Annotated in this window: 16 protein-coding genes; 12 read left to right on the top strand and 4 right to left on the bottom strand. The window is 43.9% G+C overall.

Going from position 1 to position 19,417, the window contains the following annotated elements:
• The first annotated feature begins 53 nt into the window (after positions 1 to 53).
• From ACFQ21_RS08290 to ACFQ21_RS08345, 12 genes are all read left to right on the top strand, one after another.
• On the top strand, positions 54 to 518 hold the full coding sequence (locus ACFQ21_RS08290) for a cytidine deaminase (RefSeq protein WP_377577498.1): 465 nt from the start codon (positions 54 to 56) through the stop codon (positions 516 to 518).
• A 119-nt stretch (positions 519 to 637) separates the two neighbouring features.
• Entirely contained in the window at positions 638 to 2,485 is a 1,848-nt protein-coding gene (locus ACFQ21_RS08295; RefSeq protein ID WP_377577501.1) for a GAF domain-containing protein, read from the top strand.
• 293 nt (positions 2,486 to 2,778) lie between these two features.
• Entirely contained in the window at positions 2,779 to 3,600 is an 822-nt protein-coding gene (locus ACFQ21_RS08300; RefSeq protein WP_377577503.1) for a CheR family methyltransferase, read from the top strand.
• 20 nt (positions 3,601 to 3,620) lie between these two features.
• Positions 3,621 to 4,214: a chemotaxis protein CheB gene (locus ACFQ21_RS08305; RefSeq protein ID WP_377577506.1), complete on the top strand. Its 594-nt coding sequence runs from the start codon at positions 3,621 to 3,623 to the stop codon at positions 4,212 to 4,214.
• Positions 4,211 to 4,975: a GAF domain-containing protein gene (locus ACFQ21_RS08310; RefSeq protein WP_377577509.1), complete on the top strand. Its 765-nt coding sequence runs from the start codon at positions 4,211 to 4,213 to the stop codon at positions 4,973 to 4,975. Before ACFQ21_RS08305 ends, ACFQ21_RS08310 begins: the two co-directional genes overlap by 4 nt.
• 9 nt (positions 4,976 to 4,984) lie before the next feature.
• A complete protein-coding gene (locus tag ACFQ21_RS08315; protein WP_377577512.1) occupies positions 4,985 to 8,461 on the top strand; it encodes a PAS domain S-box protein in 3,477 nt (1,158 codons plus the stop codon).
• Between the two features lie 108 nt (positions 8,462 to 8,569).
• A complete protein-coding gene (locus tag ACFQ21_RS08320; protein WP_377577515.1) occupies positions 8,570 to 9,118 on the top strand; it encodes a SiaB family protein kinase in 549 nt (182 codons plus the stop codon).
• Positions 9,119 to 9,149: 31 nt separating this feature from the next.
• The gene (locus tag ACFQ21_RS08325) at positions 9,150 to 9,512 is read left to right on the top strand and encodes a DUF1987 domain-containing protein (protein WP_377577519.1); all 363 of its coding nucleotides are present in this window, start codon (positions 9,150 to 9,152) and stop codon (positions 9,510 to 9,512) included.
• A gap of 131 nt (positions 9,513 to 9,643) precedes the next feature.
• Positions 9,644 to 12,727 (top strand): ATP-binding cassette domain-containing protein, encoded by a 3,084-nt coding sequence (locus ACFQ21_RS08330; RefSeq protein ID WP_377577522.1) that lies wholly within the window; start codon positions 9,644 to 9,646, stop codon positions 12,725 to 12,727.
• A gap of 68 nt (positions 12,728 to 12,795) precedes the next feature.
• A complete protein-coding gene (locus tag ACFQ21_RS08335; protein WP_377577525.1) occupies positions 12,796 to 13,701 on the top strand; it encodes a hypothetical protein in 906 nt (301 codons plus the stop codon).
• A gap of 27 nt (positions 13,702 to 13,728) precedes the next feature.
• Positions 13,729 to 14,148, top strand: coding sequence for a hypothetical protein (locus ACFQ21_RS08340; protein ID WP_377577528.1), 420 nt, complete (start codon positions 13,729 to 13,731; stop codon positions 14,146 to 14,148).
• Between the two features lie 73 nt (positions 14,149 to 14,221).
• On the top strand, positions 14,222 to 14,878 hold the full coding sequence (locus ACFQ21_RS08345) for an alpha/beta hydrolase (RefSeq protein ID WP_377577531.1): 657 nt from the start codon (positions 14,222 to 14,224) through the stop codon (positions 14,876 to 14,878).
• Positions 14,879 to 14,893: 15 nt separating this feature from the next.
• On the opposite strand, the gene ACFQ21_RS08350 is transcribed toward ACFQ21_RS08345, so the two are convergent.
• The 4 genes from ACFQ21_RS08350 to ACFQ21_RS08365 form a co-directional block, all read right to left on the bottom strand.
• The gene (locus ACFQ21_RS08350) at positions 14,894 to 15,649 is read right to left on the bottom strand and encodes an SDR family NAD(P)-dependent oxidoreductase (protein ID WP_377577534.1); all 756 of its coding nucleotides are present in this window, start codon (positions 15,647 to 15,649) and stop codon (positions 14,894 to 14,896) included.
• Between the two features lie 13 nt (positions 15,650 to 15,662).
• Positions 15,663 to 16,406, bottom strand: a complete 744-nt coding sequence (gene porT / locus ACFQ21_RS08355; protein ID WP_377577537.1) for a type IX secretion/gliding motility protein PorT/SprT — start codon at positions 16,404 to 16,406, stop codon at positions 15,663 to 15,665.
• A complete protein-coding gene (gene ubiE / locus ACFQ21_RS08360; protein ID WP_377577540.1) occupies positions 16,355 to 17,074 on the bottom strand; it encodes a bifunctional demethylmenaquinone methyltransferase/2-methoxy-6-polyprenyl-1,4-benzoquinol methylase UbiE in 720 nt (239 codons plus the stop codon). The genes porT and ubiE overlap by 52 nt, the downstream gene beginning before the upstream one ends.
• Positions 17,075 to 17,211: 137 nt before the next feature.
• The gene (locus ACFQ21_RS08365) at positions 17,212 to 19,374 is read right to left on the bottom strand and encodes an OmpA family protein (RefSeq protein ID WP_377577543.1); all 2,163 of its coding nucleotides are present in this window, start codon (positions 19,372 to 19,374) and stop codon (positions 17,212 to 17,214) included.
• Positions 19,375 to 19,417 lie beyond the last annotated feature (43 nt).

Here is a 19,417-nt window from a genome sequence, read left to right on the forward strand (position 1 = left end):
CTTTTCACTTTCTGCTTTTTCATTAACTTTTCATTCTTTTTAAGACGCTATCTATGAAAGAATTTATCATTGTTAATCATATCAGTGATCTGGACATTGGTGCGCAGGAGCTGGTGATGAAAGCCCGCGAAGCACTGGCACATGCGTATGCTCCTTACTCCAACTTCATGGTAGGATCTGCAGCGTTACTGGACGATGGTTCGGTTATTACCGGCATGAACCAGGAGAACGCGGCTTATCCTTCCGGGCTATGTGCAGAACGCGTGGCACTGTTTTCAGCGTATGCACTTTATCCGCATGTTAAGATTATCAAGATAGCGGTAACAGCACAGAAACGTGGCGAGAGCGAGCTTACACCGGCTACATGCTGTGGCGAGTGCCGGCAGGTGCTACTGGAGTTTGAGAACCGGCAGAAGGCTCCGATCGAGATCATCATGCAAAGCCAGCAGCATCAGTGGATTAAAGCTCCTTCGGCCCTTTCGTTGTTGCCCTTCGGGTTTACCAACGACAGCCTGTAGTGTCTCAAAGCGTTTGATTTATAGGGGGCGGAAGTAATAAATGCCCCATGATTTTTCACTTTCAGCTTTTTCCATACAGCAGTTTTGGGGTTTAGGGTATTTTACCTTATTTGGTGATTATGAAATTTCTGCGCAATACATCTCTGCGGCTGATCGGTATTTACCTGCTCGTTGTCATGTTCCTGATATACTTCGCGGAGTATTATATCATTCAATATCGCATCAATGTACTGGATGAAGTAGAGCAGAAACTTGATTTCATACGCAGCGCAGAGATATCCAGCCAGCAGATATCACTGATGGTGCAACGCCACTTTACCAAGAAAGAAGATCTTTCAGCAGAGATTGAAGCGAAGATCGTAAACCAGGATCACCAGCTCGAGATCCTTGGCAAAGGAGGACGAATCGATCGCACCGATGTTATGCTGAAGCCTCTCAGACGCCTGCCCCGTATCTCGTACGACAATCTGAAAGAATACTGGGAAGAATATAAGAGTTCGGTAAGAGATGTGCTGACCATTCACGAAATCCCGACAACAACTTCTGACTCACCGGCAGGTGACAGCACGTATAATGCCGTTGTAACACAGCCAACGTCTATCCCGGATAAAGCCTGGGCTGCAGCTGTATTAAAAGAAGAAAGTTTATCGATAACACTGTCGCAGTGGTATGACAACCTCTTCAACGATGTAGAGAAGGAAGTTATGCAAGAGAAGTCTTCCGTGCACCGTTGGGTTATCGCCATTATTATATTTGATGTAGTATTGCTTACGCTGATCTTTCTGGTGTTCGAGCGCTATATACTTCGTCCGCTCAATGCCCTTCGCATCAACACAGCCAACCATCAACAAACGTCTGACTCTCCTGAGAATGAGATTGGCAAACTTTCAAACCAGATCAATGAGACACTGGAGAACCTGAAAGATGCTACGGACTTTGTTACCGCCATTGGACAGGGCAACCTGGATATAGACTACAAGGCTACACTGGACAGTGGCTATAATCACGGCAAAAACAAACTGGCTGATTCACTCATTGACATGCAGGGCAAACTAAAATCATTGAATGAAGAGGAGCGCAGACGCCAGTGGGCCAATGAAGGTCTTGCAAAATTTGTGGACATCATGCGTTCGTCCAGTGACGATATTGTTACACTTGGAGACAAGATCATTGCCGCGTTGGTACAATACACCAAGTCTAACCAGGGCGCACTATATATATTGAATGACGAAGATGAGAACAACAAACACCTCGAACTGGTATCGTTGTTTGCATTCGACATCAAGAAGTTTGAGACACGCAGGATCAAGCTTGGCGAAGGCTTACTCGGACAAACGTACCTGGAAGCTGAAACCAATTACTATACAAATTTCCCTGACGAATATATCCGTATCACGTCCGGATTAGGCGATGCCAACCCGCGGTCTATACTCATTGTGCCGCTGAAGGTTGATACACAGGTATATGGTATCGTAGAACTTGCCTCATTCAACGAGTATGCACAGCATGAAATAACTTTTGTTGAAAAGCTGGGAGAAACCATAGCATCGTCTATTGCTTCCGTGCGGGCCGCGCAGAAAAATAAATACCTCATAGAGCAGTTCCAGTCTCAAACCGAACAAATGCGTGCGCAGGAAGAAGAGATGCGTCAGAATATGGAAGAGATGCAGGCCACACAGGAAGAAGTGGCACGCAAGGAGCACGGTTATATAGAGCGCATCCAGGAGTTGGAACAACAGCTTGGAAATATATCCGGCACAACGGGTAAACTGGAAGAGGCAACACTCACGTTGGAACGCAAAGAACGTGCTCTTCTGGACAAGATCGCCACGTTAGAAAAAGAGCTCGCACAAAAGCCTGTGCGTTCAGATGACTGGCAGCTCGCAGAAGAAATTGCAAAAACACTGAAAATAAATTTAGAAGCGCTGGAAATCACGCAGCAAGAGCTTGCACGTAAAACAAGGTAAAACATTTAATACCAAAGAGGGGAAGATCCTGAAAGCATAAATCAGGAAATACAAGCTATTCGTGATCGTTCGTGCACATGCTGTGCTATTTTTAATGAAGCTCTTCTACCGGGTTGTGAGTAAAGTTTTTGGTTCCTTTTTCTCGCTAATTAGGACGATTTCAGTAATTTCATTTACTTAGAAAAATTGTGTGCTACGAAGGCTTTTGAACACATGTAAGATTTAATGTTCAAATCCATTCGGTAGTTTAACATAGAAATTAACTTTGGGTTCCTTTTTATAAAGACCTTTTCATGCTCGATATTGATATTGCAGACCTTAAAAGAATTTCGGAGCTGATCTACCAGAAGTATAACTATGACTTCCGGAATTACGCGATGTCTTCTTTCAAAAGGCGTGTACTACGCATCATGGAGTTAAAGAAACTTTCCGTTGATGCCCTTTTGAAAAAGCTTACCGAACAGCCTTCTTTTATTAATGAGTTCCTGGACGAACTCACGGTAAACGTAACAGAAATGTTTCGTGACCCGAGTTTCTGGCGCATCATGCGCGAGGAAATTATTCCCGCGATCATGCTTAACCACAAGCAGTTCAAGATATGGCATGCCGGCTGTTCCTCTGGTGAGGAAGTTGTATCCATGTGCATCATGCTTAAAGAGATGGGTATACTTCACGATGTTACCCTCATTGCTACTGACCTCGATGTAAATATTCTTGAGCGGGCGAAGCTTGCCTCCTATCCTATCAAGAATATGGAGTTGAACGAGAAGAACTATATCCGCTTCCAGGGCACCAGGAGTTTTAAAGACTACTACCGCGAAGAAAACGGTAATGCTGTTTTCAATAAAGATCTTTTTATGAACGTTTCGTTCCGCAGACACGATCTGGTAACGGGCGATATCTTCAACAAATTTGATCTTGTTCTTTGTCGGAACGTGATGATATACTTCAACCAGGCCTTGCAGAACGAGGTATTGAAGAAATTCCACGAGAGTTTATTTAAGTATGGCTACCTCGCCATTGGTTCAAAGGAATCTTTGATCTGGTGCGACTATGCCAATCGCTTCATCGTGGTAAATAATGAAGAGAAGATTTATAAGAAAATAAAAGATTAAGTGAAGTTTGCCTTTTACGAATGAGTAAGTACAACCTAAATAACAGCTATAAAGCCGTTGTTATCGGTGGGTCAGCAGGCAGCTTCCAGGGTGTGGTAAAGATCCTGTCACAGTTGCCTAAAGGTTTTCCGTTACCAATTATCATGTGCCTGCACAGGCTGAAGCACGTGCGTAATGGGTTTGTGGAAGCTCTTTCTATTAAAAGCGTTGTGCAGGTTACAGAGCCCCATGATAAAGAGAATATTAAAAAAGGAAGTGTATATCTGGCTCCGGCCAATTATCACATGTCTGTAGAACTCGGGCTTTACTTTGCCCTCTCTACCGAAGAGATGATAAACAATTCCAGACCGGCTATTGATATAACCTTGGGCACCAGTGCCTTTGTCTATAAAGAGAAGCTGATCGGAATTCTTCTTTCCGGCGCCAACAAAGATGGCGCGTTGGGAATGAAACATATACACGACCGTGGCGGATTGACCATCGTACAGGAACCTTCGGAATGTATGATTGATACCATGCCACGCGCTGCACTGGCCGCAACAAAAATTGATCACATCATGAAGGTTGATCAAATTGTAGAGTTTTTAAAGGAACTAGATAAACAATATCGATGACAGGTCTATTTAACGATCGCTATTACCTGAACCTGATACTGGCAGCAGTCTTTACTGCAGGTATAGGCATTTCACTATATCTTATTTACTCCCTGCCCGCTAACCTTCGTTTAACCGATGGTTATCAGGCAGAGCTTGTAAATATTTATATCATACTCGTTCTCACCTTTGTGTTGGGAGCTGTAACACTTCTGTCAGCGCTTCGCTATAAAAAAGAAGTCGTGGTAATGCGCGACCGTATAGTAGATGCGGCCACTGCCGAGCGTGAAGCTGCCGAGCAGGCGGGCAAAACCACCATCAGCCTCGATACGGTAAAGAGTAATGTTAACCAGGCGAATGCAGTAAAAGATATACTTCAGGCAGGTTTACAGGCTGTGTGTAAACAGCTGGATGCCGGCCAGGGCGCTGTATATATAGTGAAAGAAGAAGATGGCAAGCGCAAAGTAGAATTGAAAAACGGATATGCTCTTACGATCGGTGAAAGCACGGTGATCAGCTACGAATTTGGCGAAGGACTTATAGGACAGGCTGCTTCCAGCGGACGGACCCTATATGTTGATGATGTGCCACAGGGATATATCAAGATCATTTCAGGATTGGGCAGTGCCTCTCCTAAATTTTTATTGATTGTTCCGATCAAGAAAGAACGTGTACTGGGAGTAATCGAGATCGCATCGTTTACAAACCTTACCGAAGACCAGCGCAAGTTTGTAGAGGAATCTGCAGAATTAATTGCCGATAAAATTTCAACCAGAGCCTAAACGGAAGCGATGAAAAGCATAAACGTCAGCACCAAGATTACGATTTTAATACTCGCGGTGTCGCTCGTGGCTGTAGCCGCGATCAGTTTTTTTAGTTACGACTATCACCTGAAAGCAAACCAGGAAAAATATTCAGCTACACTCAATGCGCTGGCCGATAATCGTGCTGCATACCTGAACACTTACTTCGACAAGGCTGCCATGGCCGTGGAAGTATTAAAGAATTCAGAAACCATCAAGAAAGGCGATGGTGCTGCAGCAGGTGGCGGTGGTGGTATGGACATGCTCGCCATGATGGGAGCTCCGGATGAGACCGCAGCGCCTGCTGATTCTACAACTGCCAGTGCACCAACCGAGAGTGCAAGCGGGGGCCTTAACGGTTTCCTGGAAGAACAGAAGTATATATTTGAAGTAGATGACATCATCATCACTTCGCCTACCGGTGCCGTTGTAGCTTCTACCGACCCGAATGTAAAAGGTAACTTCATCGATCCGGATGGTATAACTTTCGAACGCGCTAAAAACGATATACACTTTACATCTGTACATCGCGATAAAAAAAATAATTACTTTTCATTTGTAGCGGGTTCTGTTACCACCAACAGCGGCAGCCAGCAACTTATCATCGTAAAGCTCAACCTTACGAATGCTTATAAAATACTGAAGAACTACCATGGTCTCGGCCAAACCGGCGAACTGCTGTTGGGCCGTGTAGATCCTGCATCCAAGAAAATAGCAATTGTAAGTCCGTTGCGTGGCGATACTTCATCCGCCATCATGCTCTACAATGCGAATGAACAATTTGTAAAAGGTTTTGCCGATGCTGTGGAAGGTAGATCTATACCGACTACCGGTAAAGACCTGAACGGTAATCCGATTCTGCAAACAGCGCGCAAGGTTGGCAAGAACATGGCCCTTATTGCCAAGATGGATCTTGAAGAAGCACACGGTGATGCAAAAGGTTTGATAAGCACATTTACGTATGCTGGTCTTTGTATCGTAGCACTGGCCATATTCTTGGCGATGCTTTTTTCACGCTCGTTAACGCGCCCCCTGTACGCCATGCGTAATACTATAAGCCTGGTGGCACAAGGTGTGTTGCCCGAGAACTCTGAACAAACCAGCAGCGATGAGTTCGGACAGATGGGCACCAAAGTAAATGAACTCGTTCACACCCTGCGTGGCAATGCTGAATTTGCCAAGCGCATTGGTGAAGGTAAATATGACACGGCCTTTAAACCTGCCAGTGAAAATGATATACTTGGTCTCTCGCTTATCGACATGCGTAACAACCTGATCGAGAACGAAAGAAGAGATAAAGAGCGAAACTGGATTGTACGCGGTGTTGCCGAGATCAGTGAGATTCTTCGTATGCACGATTCCATCGATGCCCTCGGTGAGGACGTGATCAAATTTATACTTGAAAAGATCGGTGCTATACAGGGTGCATTCTACGTGGTGAATGATGAAAGTACACCAGCCGTAATTGAAATGCGCGCGAGCTATGCCTACAATCGTAAAAAATACCTGAAAGCAAAATTCAAATTTGCTGAAGGACTTGTAGGACAAGCTGCTGCTGAAAAAGATACTGTAATGCGTACCGAGATACCGGATGATTATGTAACGATCACATCCGGTATATTAGGCGACCAGCGTCCTTCATGTGTACTCATTGTACCACTTATTACCAACGAAGAAGTTTATGGTGTGCTGGAGTTTGCCGGCTTCCGTAAATTCGATCCGTCACAGGTAAAATTTGTACAGGAGCTTTCGCTCATTCTTGCGCGTACCATCTTTAACATTAAGGTAAACGAGCGTACCCGTATACTCCTTGCAGAATCGCAGGAAATGAGTAATGAGTTGAAAGAGAAGCAGGAAGTACTTCGTCAGAATGCAGAAGAGATGCAGGCGACACAGGAAGAACTGCAACGCTCGAACCAGAAACTTGAAGAGCAGATCGAAGAAGTGAACCGTACACAAAAGCGTATGCAGCTTCTGCTCGAAAATGCTTCCGAGGTTATTACGATTTACGAAGAAGACGAAAGCATCCGCTATATATCACCATCGGTTGAGACCATTCTTGGTTACGGACAGAAAGAGATGATCGGCAAGAGCGACATCGACAAAGTGCACCCGGATTACCGTGACAACTTTAAAGATCTGTTCCGAAAACTGACTGAAAATCCAGACGAAAAAGTTACAACACAATACGAGTATCGCACCAAAGACGGAAGCTTTATCTGGATCGAATCGACCGGAACAAACTTCATGTCGAACGCTGCCATCCACGGCTATATCCTGAACTCACGCGATATAACTGAACGCAGAAGAGCAGAACAAGAGCAACGCATGCGCAGTAAGATGCAGGCTCTCTCCGAAAACTCGCTTGACCTTATTACACGTCTCGAAGGAGAATCGATCTCCTATATCAACCCGGTGATCGAAGAATACACCGGTAAACAACCTGCATACTTCCTCAACAAGAAGGTAAAAGATGCAGAACTCGATCAGTCCGTACTCGAAGGCTGGTTGAAAGTTGTTGAACAGGTAAATGCTACCAACCAGAAAGCGGATACCGAAATGGACTTCCCTTCTGAGATGGGTAAACGCATTATGCAGGTAAACGCTATACCTGAATTTGATGAGTCTAATAAACTGGAATCTGTACTGGTGGTATCACACGACATCACCGAGCGTAAGATGATCGAGCTCGAGATTCAGAACAAGAACAAGAAGATCACAGAAAGTATAAACTATGCAAAGCGTATCCAGACGGCTATTCTTCCGAACAGCCGCGTGATAGGCCGTGCATTACCAGATTCATTTATACTTTACAAACCTCGCGATGTCGTTTCCGGAGACTTCCCTTGGTTCGTACAGATCAAAGAAGAAATCTTTATTGCAGCCGTTGACTGTACAGGTCACGGTGTACCGGGAGCCTTGTTGTCATTGATCGGATACTTCCTGCTGAACGATATCGTGCGAAGCCGTAAGATTACCGAGCCGGGCAAGATACTCGACTTGCTGGACGAAGGTGTAACAACTACCCTGCGCCAGGACGAAGACTCCACTACGAAAGACGGTATGGACATCGCGTTGTGTAAGATCAACATGGCTACACGCGAAGTAGAGTATGCCGGAGCACACCGCCCGCTATATATTATGAAGAGCGGTGCCATGGAAGAAGTGAAAGGTAATAAATTCCCGATTGGTGGTGGTATATTTAAGAACCAGACTAACTTTACCAATACCTACGTTAAGTTAAATGAAGGTGACTCCATCTACTTCAGTTCGGATGGTTTCCCGGATCAGTTTGGCGGACCGGAAGGGCGTAAGTTTGGACCGAAGCGCGTGCGTGATATCATTGAACGCGTTCATACATCGTCCATGAACGAAGCAGTAACTATATTTGATCAGGAATGGGAAGGCTGGAGAGGCGACCACAAGCAGACGGATGACGTGTTGCTGATCGGGATAAAGTTTTAAACCAGTAAAAGACCGAACCTCGCGCTTTGAAAAGCGAAGGTGGATTTTAAAATAAAATAAATTTTAACTTAGTGAATCTCAATCAATTTTAATCTAATCTTCTGACGCATGAATTTTATTTATGACCTGCACCGCACCATGATGTCGCAGAAACTGATTCTGGTGTTTCAGGGTGATTTTACCCAGGAGAGCACCAAGTCTATACTGTCCATGGCCGAGCGAAACCTTGATTCTTCCGGCGAGGAATCGAGTATTAAGCGCAAGGTGTTCAATGTGATGGTTGAGGCGCTCCAGAACATTGTGAAACATAGCGATGAGTTGGTAGACGGGCAGGTAAGAAGCCATGCCGCGATCTTTCTGATCGGCAAGGAGGCCAACCGTTATTCGATCATGACGGGTAACCCGATCCGCAAGGAAAATGTTGTCAAACTGAAAGGTGCACTCGACCGCATCAATGGCCTTGATAAAGATGGTTTGAAAGATCTTTACAAGGAGATCATCAAGAACACCACGATCTCTGATAAAGGTGGTGCCGGACTTGGCTTTGTAGACATGGCAAGAAAATCAGGTGAGAAGTTAGAGTTTGAGTTTCCTGAGATGAACGAAGAGTATTGCTTCTTTTGTCTGAAAGTAAATGTGCCGAGAGATAACGAATAAATTGATTTAGAAATATAAATAGCTTTATACCATGGAAATTTTGAATCTGGAAGGAACAGAAGACACACCGAAAATAATCCTCGATAAGAAAAACGGAATCTTTGAAATCTCCGGTCGTTCACTGCCTGAAGACTCTGCCGAGTTTTACCGCCCGGTATTGGAGTGGATTGAGAAATATAGCAGCGACTCAAACCCTTCTACTGAATTCGTTTTTAAACTGGAATACTTCAATACGGCATCGTCCAAACTTATACTGGATGTGTTGTCTGCACTGGAAGACATTAAAGGCATGAAGATCCTGTGGTACTTTCATGAAGATGATGAAGACATGGAAGAGGCCGGTCAGGAGTTTTCAGAGCTGGTAGAAATACCGTTCGAGTTTAAGACATACTAATGTCGTTGAGGGGGTTAATCTCCTAAGGATGAATCGGTTACCAGTCAACAAACGAACCCGGAAAGAGGTGTTCTGAAGGGACTGGTAGCCGATATTTTTTTATACCTTTATAAAATTGCTATATCTAACCTATGAGTGAAGAAATACTCAAAGCCCTCACACAACTTTTTGCAATTATAACAAAACAGGATGGCGGTGTTACAGAGCGCGAGCGTCTGTACGTCATCACCTTTTTCCAGACTGAACTAGACCAGGACTCCGTTAAAGAGTATCTGGACCTCTACGATCAATTCTCCGGATACGGTAAAGCAGACGATGATGAAGACGGAAAGAAGAAACTCACTTCTGTAAAAGACTCTGTTAAGACACTTGGTATCTGTAAGAAGATCAACAAAACCCTTACTCAGAAACAGAAGGTCGTTGTATTAATAAAATTGCTGGAGCTGGTAAGTACCGATAAAAACTTTAGTCCGCAACGGATGGAGATCATCAACACCGTCTCCACCGTATTTAATATAATCCAGGGAGAATACGATCTCATTGAAAGCTTTATACGCTCGGAAGATTCTTCATCCCTGAATTTTGCTGATATACTTCTTCTCAACTCTAATCACAAGGCAGAAGAAGGTAAACTATATAAACACGTACACGGCCATATACAGGGTAACCTGATCTTTATGCGCGTGCAGAGTGTTGAAATGTATTTCACAAAATACCTGGGCGAAGAGCTGAATATACTCAACGGTTTTACCATGCAACCGAACCGGGTATATCTTTTCTCGCATGGTAGCACCATTAAGACACAAGCCGGTGATGCACTATATTATAGCGACCTTGTTGCCAACTACAACGAGGAGTTAAAAACCACCAAGCTTTCCTTCAACGCTATTATCGATGAATTAAAATTCCCGAATGGCGCTATCGGTCTGCGTAACGTGTTGATCGCTGAAGGCCCCGGAAAACTGATCGGTATAATGGGTGCCAGTGGTGCCGGTAAAACTACGTTGCTGAACGTAATGGCCGGATTGGTAGAGCCCTCCAAAGGACAAATACTGATCAACGGTTTCGATATACATACGCAGAAAGATAAGATACACGGTGTTATCGGCTATGTATCGCAGGACGATCTGTTGATTGAAGAGCTTACGGTTTACGAAAATTTATACTATAACGCGAAGCTTTGCTTTGCTCACTTTACCGAAGAGCAACTACACACGCGCGTGATGGAGGTACTTGAGAACCTCGGCCTTGATCAACGCAAAGACCTTCGTGTAGGGAACCCGTTGGACAAGACCATCAGCGGTGGACAACGTAAACGCCTGAACATTGCATTGGAGTTGATACGCGAGCCTGCTATACTTTTCCTCGATGAACCTACATCGGGACTTTCTTCGCGCGACTCTGAAAACGTAATTGACTTACTGAAAGAATTATCCTTCAAGGGTAAACTTATATTCGTGGTTATTCACCAGCCATCATCCGATATCTACAAGATGTTTGACAAGATGGTGATTATGGATACCGGTGGATACCCTGCATACTACGGTCCTCCGGTAGAAGCAGTAACCTACTTTAAGAAATCAACCCACCAGGTTGACAGTAACCGCGGACAGTGTGAGACATGTGGTAACGTTAACCCGGAGCAGATCTTCAACATCATTGAAGCGAAGGTGGTTGATGAATACGGTCAGCCTACTAGCAAGCGTAAGATCACTCCTCCACAATGGTATGACTTGTACAAAGAGCGTTTTAAAATAACCAGGGTAGAGGACATTAAAGAAGAACCTCCACATTCGCTTACGCTCCCGACTCGCATCAAGCAAACTATAATTTTTGCTACGCGCGATACACTCGCCAAACTCAGCAACAAGCAATACCTGCTTATTAACCTGCTGGAAGCTCCGTTGCTCGCGTTGATCCTGGCGTTCATCATCAAGTATAAAAGTGCACCGGGCGGCAGAGAGTATATATTCCGCTTCAACGAGAATTTCCCTGCCTTTATGCTCATGAGTATAATTGTAGCGTTGTTCATGGGCCTTACAGTGAGTGCCGAAGAGATCATCCGTGATCGGAAGATACTTCGCAGAGAATCATTCCTCAATTTAAGTTGGAACAGTTATCTCATGTCGAAGCTTGTTATACTCTTTACACTTTCGGCTATACAAACCTTTACGTTTGTATTGATCGGTAACCTGATCCTTGAAATCGAGTGGAGCATGCTTCTCCCCTTCTGGCTCGTGTTGTTTACTACATCATGTTTCGCCAGTGTGCTCGGACTTAACATTTCATCAGCATTCAACTCGGCTGTAACGGTATATGTAATGATACCATTGCTGCTGATTCCACAAATGATACTAAGCGGTCTGCTCTTCAACTTTGATAAGCTGAACGATCTGATCAGTACCAAAGGCAAAGTTCCTGTGGTAGCCGATATGATGGCTTCACGCTGGGCGTATGAAGCGATGGCGGTATATCATTTCAAGAACAACTCGTATGAAGAGCCATTCTATGATGATGACAGACTTGAAGCATTATCGGATTTCCACTCTTCATTCCTGGTGGATGAATTGGACAAGAAGCGGAGATTCATTTCTGAAAACATCAATGAGAAGAATGACTCCGTGAGACTCATCATGCAAAAAGATTTATATGTTATACAGTCTACTTTGCAGGATGACTTTTTCAAGAAAGGACTGGAGAAAGAACTTGCTGCCCCGTGGACACTGAAAGATTTTACACCTGCTTTTAACAAAAAACTTGAAGAGTTTTTTGCAGCCTATAAAACGTTCTATCAGGGAACGTATAACAAAGCAGTAGCGAAGCGCGAAGCCAAGTTTGCTACGATCGAAAAAGCCGGCAAGAACATCAATCAGTTGAAGGATGCATACTACAACGAGAGTCTCGCTGACCTTGTAAAGAACGTTACGGAAAAGGAACGCATCATCGAATACAATGGTGAGCTGATCCAGCAGATCAATCCTATTTTCCTTGACCCCAAACCAGAAGGACTATTGAATTACCGGACGCCATTCTTTGCACCGGTGAAAAAAATATTCGGCACATCCATTAGTACGTATACCTTCGATATACTGGTGATCTGGTTAATGACCGTCATCCTGTATGTCACTTTATATTTCGAATTGTTACGCAAACTGATTAACTCTTTTGACAAGGTTTCCGGCAAGATGAAAGGAACTTCACAGAAAAAGAATTAAAGCAACAACGTAACTTTTTGGCGCGGAATGCTTAATTTTTAACTTTGTAACTGTATAATTTTATATTTATGAGAATACTACTTATCGGGTTGATCCTGGCACTCTTTACAGTCGCTGGATGCGGTAAGAAAACGGATGAGCCCATTTTCACGGAAGACAAGCCGGACACGACCGCCACTGCAGAGGAAACACCTATTTCGAAAGAAGTTATTGGTGACATTCTCCAACAGATACCCAGCCCGTTGGAAATTTCAGTATTGCTGAAAGAATCAGGTAAAACGTATAACCCTGCTTTTCTGAACTCAGCAGATAATGCATCCAAGTATAACACCAACTATAAGAAAGCTCTTAATCTTGGTATATATGGTACTGACCTTGGCTATACCAACATCTATGAGCAGAGTAAAGATGGAGCAAAATATATGACCTCCATTAAAGGGCTGGCGGATGGATTAAGCATCGGACAGTTTTTTGATATTGAAACTATCGCCAGGTTAGCTACCAACAGCAAAAACCTCGATTCACTTTTGCTCATCACTACACAGAACTTCAACACGATCAATAGCTATCTGCAAACACAGGATCGTGCAAACCTCAGCGTATTGTTCCTTACCGGTGGATGGTTGGAAGCGCTTCACATTACTTGTGGTGTGGCATCTGCTAATCCAGGTAACCAGCAACTGAAAGAAACAATCGGTGAGCAGAAAATCATTCTTGAAAACATTATGCTGCTTCTCTCCTTCTATAAAGACACTGACCAGAATATGGCATCATTGTTGAAAGACATGGAAGAGTTGAAGAAGATATACGACAAAGTAAAGATTACTTATACCTATAAAGAATCTACTTTTGAAGTTGTTGACGGTGTAATGGTAATTAAAGACAACAGTACTAGTACCATTGAAATAACACCGGAAGACATCGCCAGCATCAGCGCTGCAACATCTTCTATCAGAAACAAGATAATAGCATAATAAGCCAAGTATAATTTTATTTGCACTATGAAAAAGTTAATACTCATTGCTCTATCCGTATGCGTTCTAAGCACGTTAGATGTTATCGGACAGTGCAACTCTGAAGCTATGAGCAACCAGTGTATCCCTAAGCTGGCAGCGGGCTTCAATTTTTTGAAAAGCTATAAAATTGAAAAGGGAGGAAAAGATTTCGTTGAGTATTCTTATGTGTTCACCAAAGGCACACAGTATATGATCAACATCTGCGCACCAAAAGAACCAACGGATGGTATCGTGGTGAGCCTCTTTGATTCAAACCGTAACAAAGTTGCTACCAGCAAAGTAAACGGCCAGTTTATCTCTGCTATAGCATACCCTTGCAACACCACCGGTATATACTATATCCAGTATACGTTTGATGGTTCCTCTTCATATTGCGGAGGTAGCGCACTTGGTTTTAAACGATAAGATTTAACTGATCTTCGTCATAGAAAAAGCCTTCCCCCCGCGGGAAGGCTTTTTTATTTATACCTTTCGTAACATGGAACAGCAAGAACTCTCTTTCAACTGTAGCGCACGTTACTATAAACTGGGAGCGGTAACACCGGCTACACGCCAGGTATGGTTTGTACTGCACGGCTACGGGCAACTAGCGCAGTATTTCATTCAGAAATTCAAAGCATTGGAAGCGCACAACGTATGCGTTATTGCCCCGGAGGCACTATCGCGTTTTTACCTGGAAGATGTAACATCACGCATGCAAAGCGGCAACAATCGCGTAGGCGCAACCTGGATGACGAAGGAAAACAGGCTGATGGATATCGACAATTATATAGCATACCTCGATGCACTCTATCATAAAGAAATTCCTGCTGGTATAAATATACCCGTTACCATGCTGGGGTTTTCACAAGGATCGGCAACAGTTTCCCGATGGGTGACACATGGCAACGTAAACTTTCAACGACTCATCCTGTGGGCCGGTATATTTCCACCCGACATGAATTTCAAGGAAAGTGAATCTATATTAAAAGATAAGGAGACATACCTGGTATACGGAAAATCTGACCCGTTTATAAATGACACCCGTTTTGCTGAAATGAAATCCGTTTCATCAACGCTGGGCATTGAGCCAACCCTGATTGAATTTGAAGGCAAGCACGATATCGACACTCCCACCCTGTTGAAGTTTATATAATATATCCAGTAAGAATCAGTTTCGCTTCACCACGGTACTGCTCGCCTGTGCTGTTGGGAAAACGGTGATATCCGCAAGCTGAACATGAGGAGGAGCCTGCAATACATATAAGATTATATCGGCTATATCTTTACCTGTAAGCGGTATGAGTCCTTTATAGGTCAAATCAGCTTTCTCTTTATCGCCTTTAAATCGAACAACTGAGAACTCGGTCTCGACCATGCCGGGATTTATCGAAGTAACTTTTATACCAAATGCATTCAAGTCGATACGCATACCGCGCGTGAGTGCATCTACAGCAAATTTACTGGCACAGTATACATTGCCGTTCGGGTATACTTCTTTGCCTGCTATAGAACCAAGATTAATAATATGACCTGACTTCCGCTCAGTCATTACCGGCAATACAGCCTTTGATACATAGAGAAGTCCTTTGACGTTGATATCGATCATGGCGTCCCAATCTTCAATGCTTCCATTTTGAATAGGATCCAGACCATGCGCATTACCGGCATTATTCACCAGTACATCTATTCCCTTCCAGGCATCCGGTAACGATGCTATAGCATTGGCAACAGATTGCTGGTTGCGTACATCAAATGAAAGCGTAGTGGTGGATGTCAACTTACCCAGTTCAGTCTGAAGTTTATCCAGTCGATCCTGCCTGCGGCCACAGAGTATCAGGTTAAAGTTATTCGCGGCCAATAGCCTTGCTGTGGCTTCACCAATGCCGGATGTAGCTCCGGTGATCAAAGCAATTCGTTTTTGCATATACTATATATACTTACTGGAAGAGAAGATACAGTGTTACCGTATTCGTGTTGATACGTTTCAACGGAGCACCGTATGCATCGGTTGTGCGATCGAGCATATTTACAATTCCCCTGGAGAAGCGTATCTCCGGCGAAAACTTGAACAGCGGATAGTATAGATCGAAACCGAACCCGGCATCAAGACTGATGTTGGAAGTTCTTATACCCAGCTCGCGTTCTTCGGTTTTCTTTTTACCGGATGCTTCGAGCGCAGGTACCACACCACCAATCATATACATACGAATATTCCCTCTGCGCTGCGATTTATACTTCAGCAACACCGGGAATTCAACCATTGTACTTTCCACCAACTGATCATCGCGTGGGGTGTCATCGGTATAGATATAGCTGACTTTGTGTTCGTAGAATCCTACCTTGGGTGTGAGGCGCAGATCGAGCTGATCATCGAGTCTGTAATTCACAATAAAGCCCAACGAAAAACCTGCAGACCATGCCCCGACCACCGAATGAACGGTATCGAATTTAGACGTTACAAACTGATCGGAATATTTTAACTGGTAAGTAGAAGTATGCAACCCGATGAGAAAACCATAGGTTAATTTACGATCGTCATAGTTAGGGTTATTCTTCTGCACCCAGCGCGTGGTGCGTTGTATCTGAGCATGCGCTGTGGCCGCGCATACCATAAGTACAACAGCAAAGATTACTTTGAGCCGGTATAGATTGAGCTTACTCCAAATGTGAGTGTTCTGCATTTCGCATGTTTAAATCCAACAATATTAAGGATGTGAAGAAAATTTTCACCATCCGGAAAAGCCTCTACAGATTCAGGGAGATACGTATAAGCAGCTTTATCACTGGATACCGCTCTACCGATCTTAGGCAAAACGAATTTAAAATAAAAATTATATACCTGTCGGAAAGGAAATTTTCGCGGCCTTGAAAATTCGAGCACCACTAATTGTCCACCAGGCTTCAATACACGATAAATTTCGCGAAGACCACGCTCCAGGTTCTCAAAATTACGAACGCCAAACGCCACCGTCACGGCATCAAATGTATTGTCGGCAAACGGAATATTTTCAGAATCACCGAGTTGCAATTCAATGCGATCGGTCAGGCGTCTCTCCGCTACTTTCTTCTTCCCTACCTCCAGCATCCCTGCCGAAATATCAATGCCAATGATCTTGTCCGGATTGAGTGTAAGCGCCTGAATGGCGAAGTCGCCTGTGCCGGTAGCTACATCCAGCAATTGCTTGGGCTTAAATGGTTTGAGGTGTTGTATAGCTTTTTTGCGCCAGCCTTTATCAATGCCCAGACTCAAAAAATGATTAAGAAAATCATAGCGGTGACTGATGTTATCAAACATCTTCGCTACCTGCTCTTTCTTGCCTGTGTTTTCTTCTTTATACGGAACTACCATCTCACCTGTAATAAACCGGGACGAAGGTAGATGGTTTGATGATAGGAATGAAATATGTGAATCGTTAATCGTTACCGGTTATCCGTTATTCGTTGCGTACTTTCGGCTAACGAAAACGGATAACGATTAACGCTTCGTCAATTCGAGAGGACCTTAAATTCCACCCTGCGGTTAAGTTCGCGGCCCTCCGACTCATCATCGTTGCTGGCAAGTGGTTTACTTTTACCGTAACCAACCGCTTTGATTCTGCGGGTATCAATACCTTTCTTGGTGAGATAATCTTTTACAGCCTCCGCGCGTTTTTGCGAGAGGTACATGTTATAGGCTTTTGTTCCGATAGCATCGGTGTGACCGGCAAGCTCGATGGTCATGTTGTTATTGGTACGCATCATTGCTTCCAGTTTATTGAGTTCGGTATAGGACTCTGTCTCAAATGTAGCCTTGTCGAAATCAAAGTAAATATTGCGGAGGATTGACGTAACACCTACCGAAAGTTTACGCAACTCAATGGTGCGCGTAACTACTTTCTCTTCGGTTGTAGCACCCTGAATTTTTACATTCATATTCTGGAATGCATAGCCATCGCGATCGATCGACAGTCTGTAATCTTTAGCCTGTGCGTTCTTGATCGTGAATTCATATACACCATTGCCTTGTGATGTAGAACCTACAATTATATTATCCTTCGCGCCTACCAGTTTTACTTTAGCATCCAATGGCGATTTGTCTGCGGCATCGAGTACCGTTACAACGTACTTGAGCGGAACGATTGGTTTCTTAGGCTCCTTTTTCGGTTCGTTCTTAGGCTCTGTTTTCGGCTCAGTCTTAGGCTCGTTCTTCGTAGGATTGTTCTTCGGCTCCGTTGGCGTTACTACTACCGGGTCGGTCTTCGGTTCGTTCTTCACTACAACTGGTTCTGTTGTTGTTTGTGCGGTATCCTTGGGAGGCTCCGGATTTTTCGCTACAGCAGGTTGTGGATTTTTAAGACCGTCCGGAATGGTGATCATATATATATCGGTATAACCCATACCATCTTCACGAACAGAAGAGTAGTATGCACGTTTACTGTCTTTTGACGACACGAAGTATATATCGTTGTCTGGAGTGTTGATCGGATAGCCAAGGTTTTCCGGATCAGACCACTCATTACCTTTTGCATCCAGGGTTGATTTGAATACATCGAAACCTCCCATCCCCTTATGGCCTTTACTACTGAAATATAGTGTTACAAGGTCGTAGTCGATAAATGGAGCATCGTCATCCAGGTCGGTGTTGATCTTCGGGCCGAGGTTCTTCACATTCGACCATTCTCCTTTGCTGTCTTTTGTAGCGCGGTATAGATCGAGTCCACCGAATCCTCCGGGACGGTTACTGGAGAAGTATAAAGTCTTTTCATCAGCCGATATAGAAACTGATTTTTCTTCGAAGCTTGAGTTGATAATGCCGGGCATTGGTACAGGTTCGCTCCATACACCGTTGGCACGTTCGCTATAGTATATATCGCCTCCACCGTCATCCATATAAATGAACAATGTATTACCATCTGCAGACAAACCGAGGTTTGAGTTGTGATACGGTGTGTTAACCGGCATACCAATGTTCTTGGCATACGACCACGTGTTTCCTTGCTTGGTGGCAAAGAATATATCTTCCCATGGCTTGTTATCGTCAGCCACGTTCTGGTTCAAGTTGTCGTCTCTTCTGCGTGTAGTAAAGAACAGTTCTGTTTCCTGTTCATTCAACACGGGTACATAGTCCTCGTATTCAGAGTTGATCTCACGACCAATGTTTACAATCGAGAAGTTCTTGGGATTCGCGAAGTACTCTTTGGCATTCTGACACTCGAAGATCGCACGATCTACTACAGCTTCCTCTACTTTATCTTTACCTTGATAGTTTGATTTTTTAGCAAGTTTCTCTTTATAGAGGTTATAGAATTTTATAGCATCATCAAACTTTTCTCCATACTGAAAACTTCTTCCGATAGAATACTCTATATCAAAGCGGTAAGACGGATCTTGTCTGTAAACACGTAACAGGTATTTTGCCGCCAGATGTTTATCGATGGTTATCAAATGAAGACGCCCCGCTTCATAGTTTGCCTTTATAAAAGTGGTATCAAGGTCGGCAGCTGTCACCACCAGACCACGGGCGTCATCAAGAGCTTTGGTAGCTTCCAAGGTAAGTTCCGCCTGCGTCATGTACTCCTGCGCAAGCTCCTTGGGAGGTTGCTGAGCAAATGCAGGTTTGGTTAGTACAATGAGAGTCAAAAAAATCAGTACACTTCGGATACTGGACATCGCTTAAAAAATTTTTACACTAAAAGTTATGAATAAAAAGCTT

Source organism: Ohtaekwangia kribbensis (assembly GCF_042676245.1).
Taxonomy (GTDB): Bacteria; Bacteroidota; Bacteroidia; order Cytophagales; family Cyclobacteriaceae; genus Ohtaekwangia; species Ohtaekwangia kribbensis.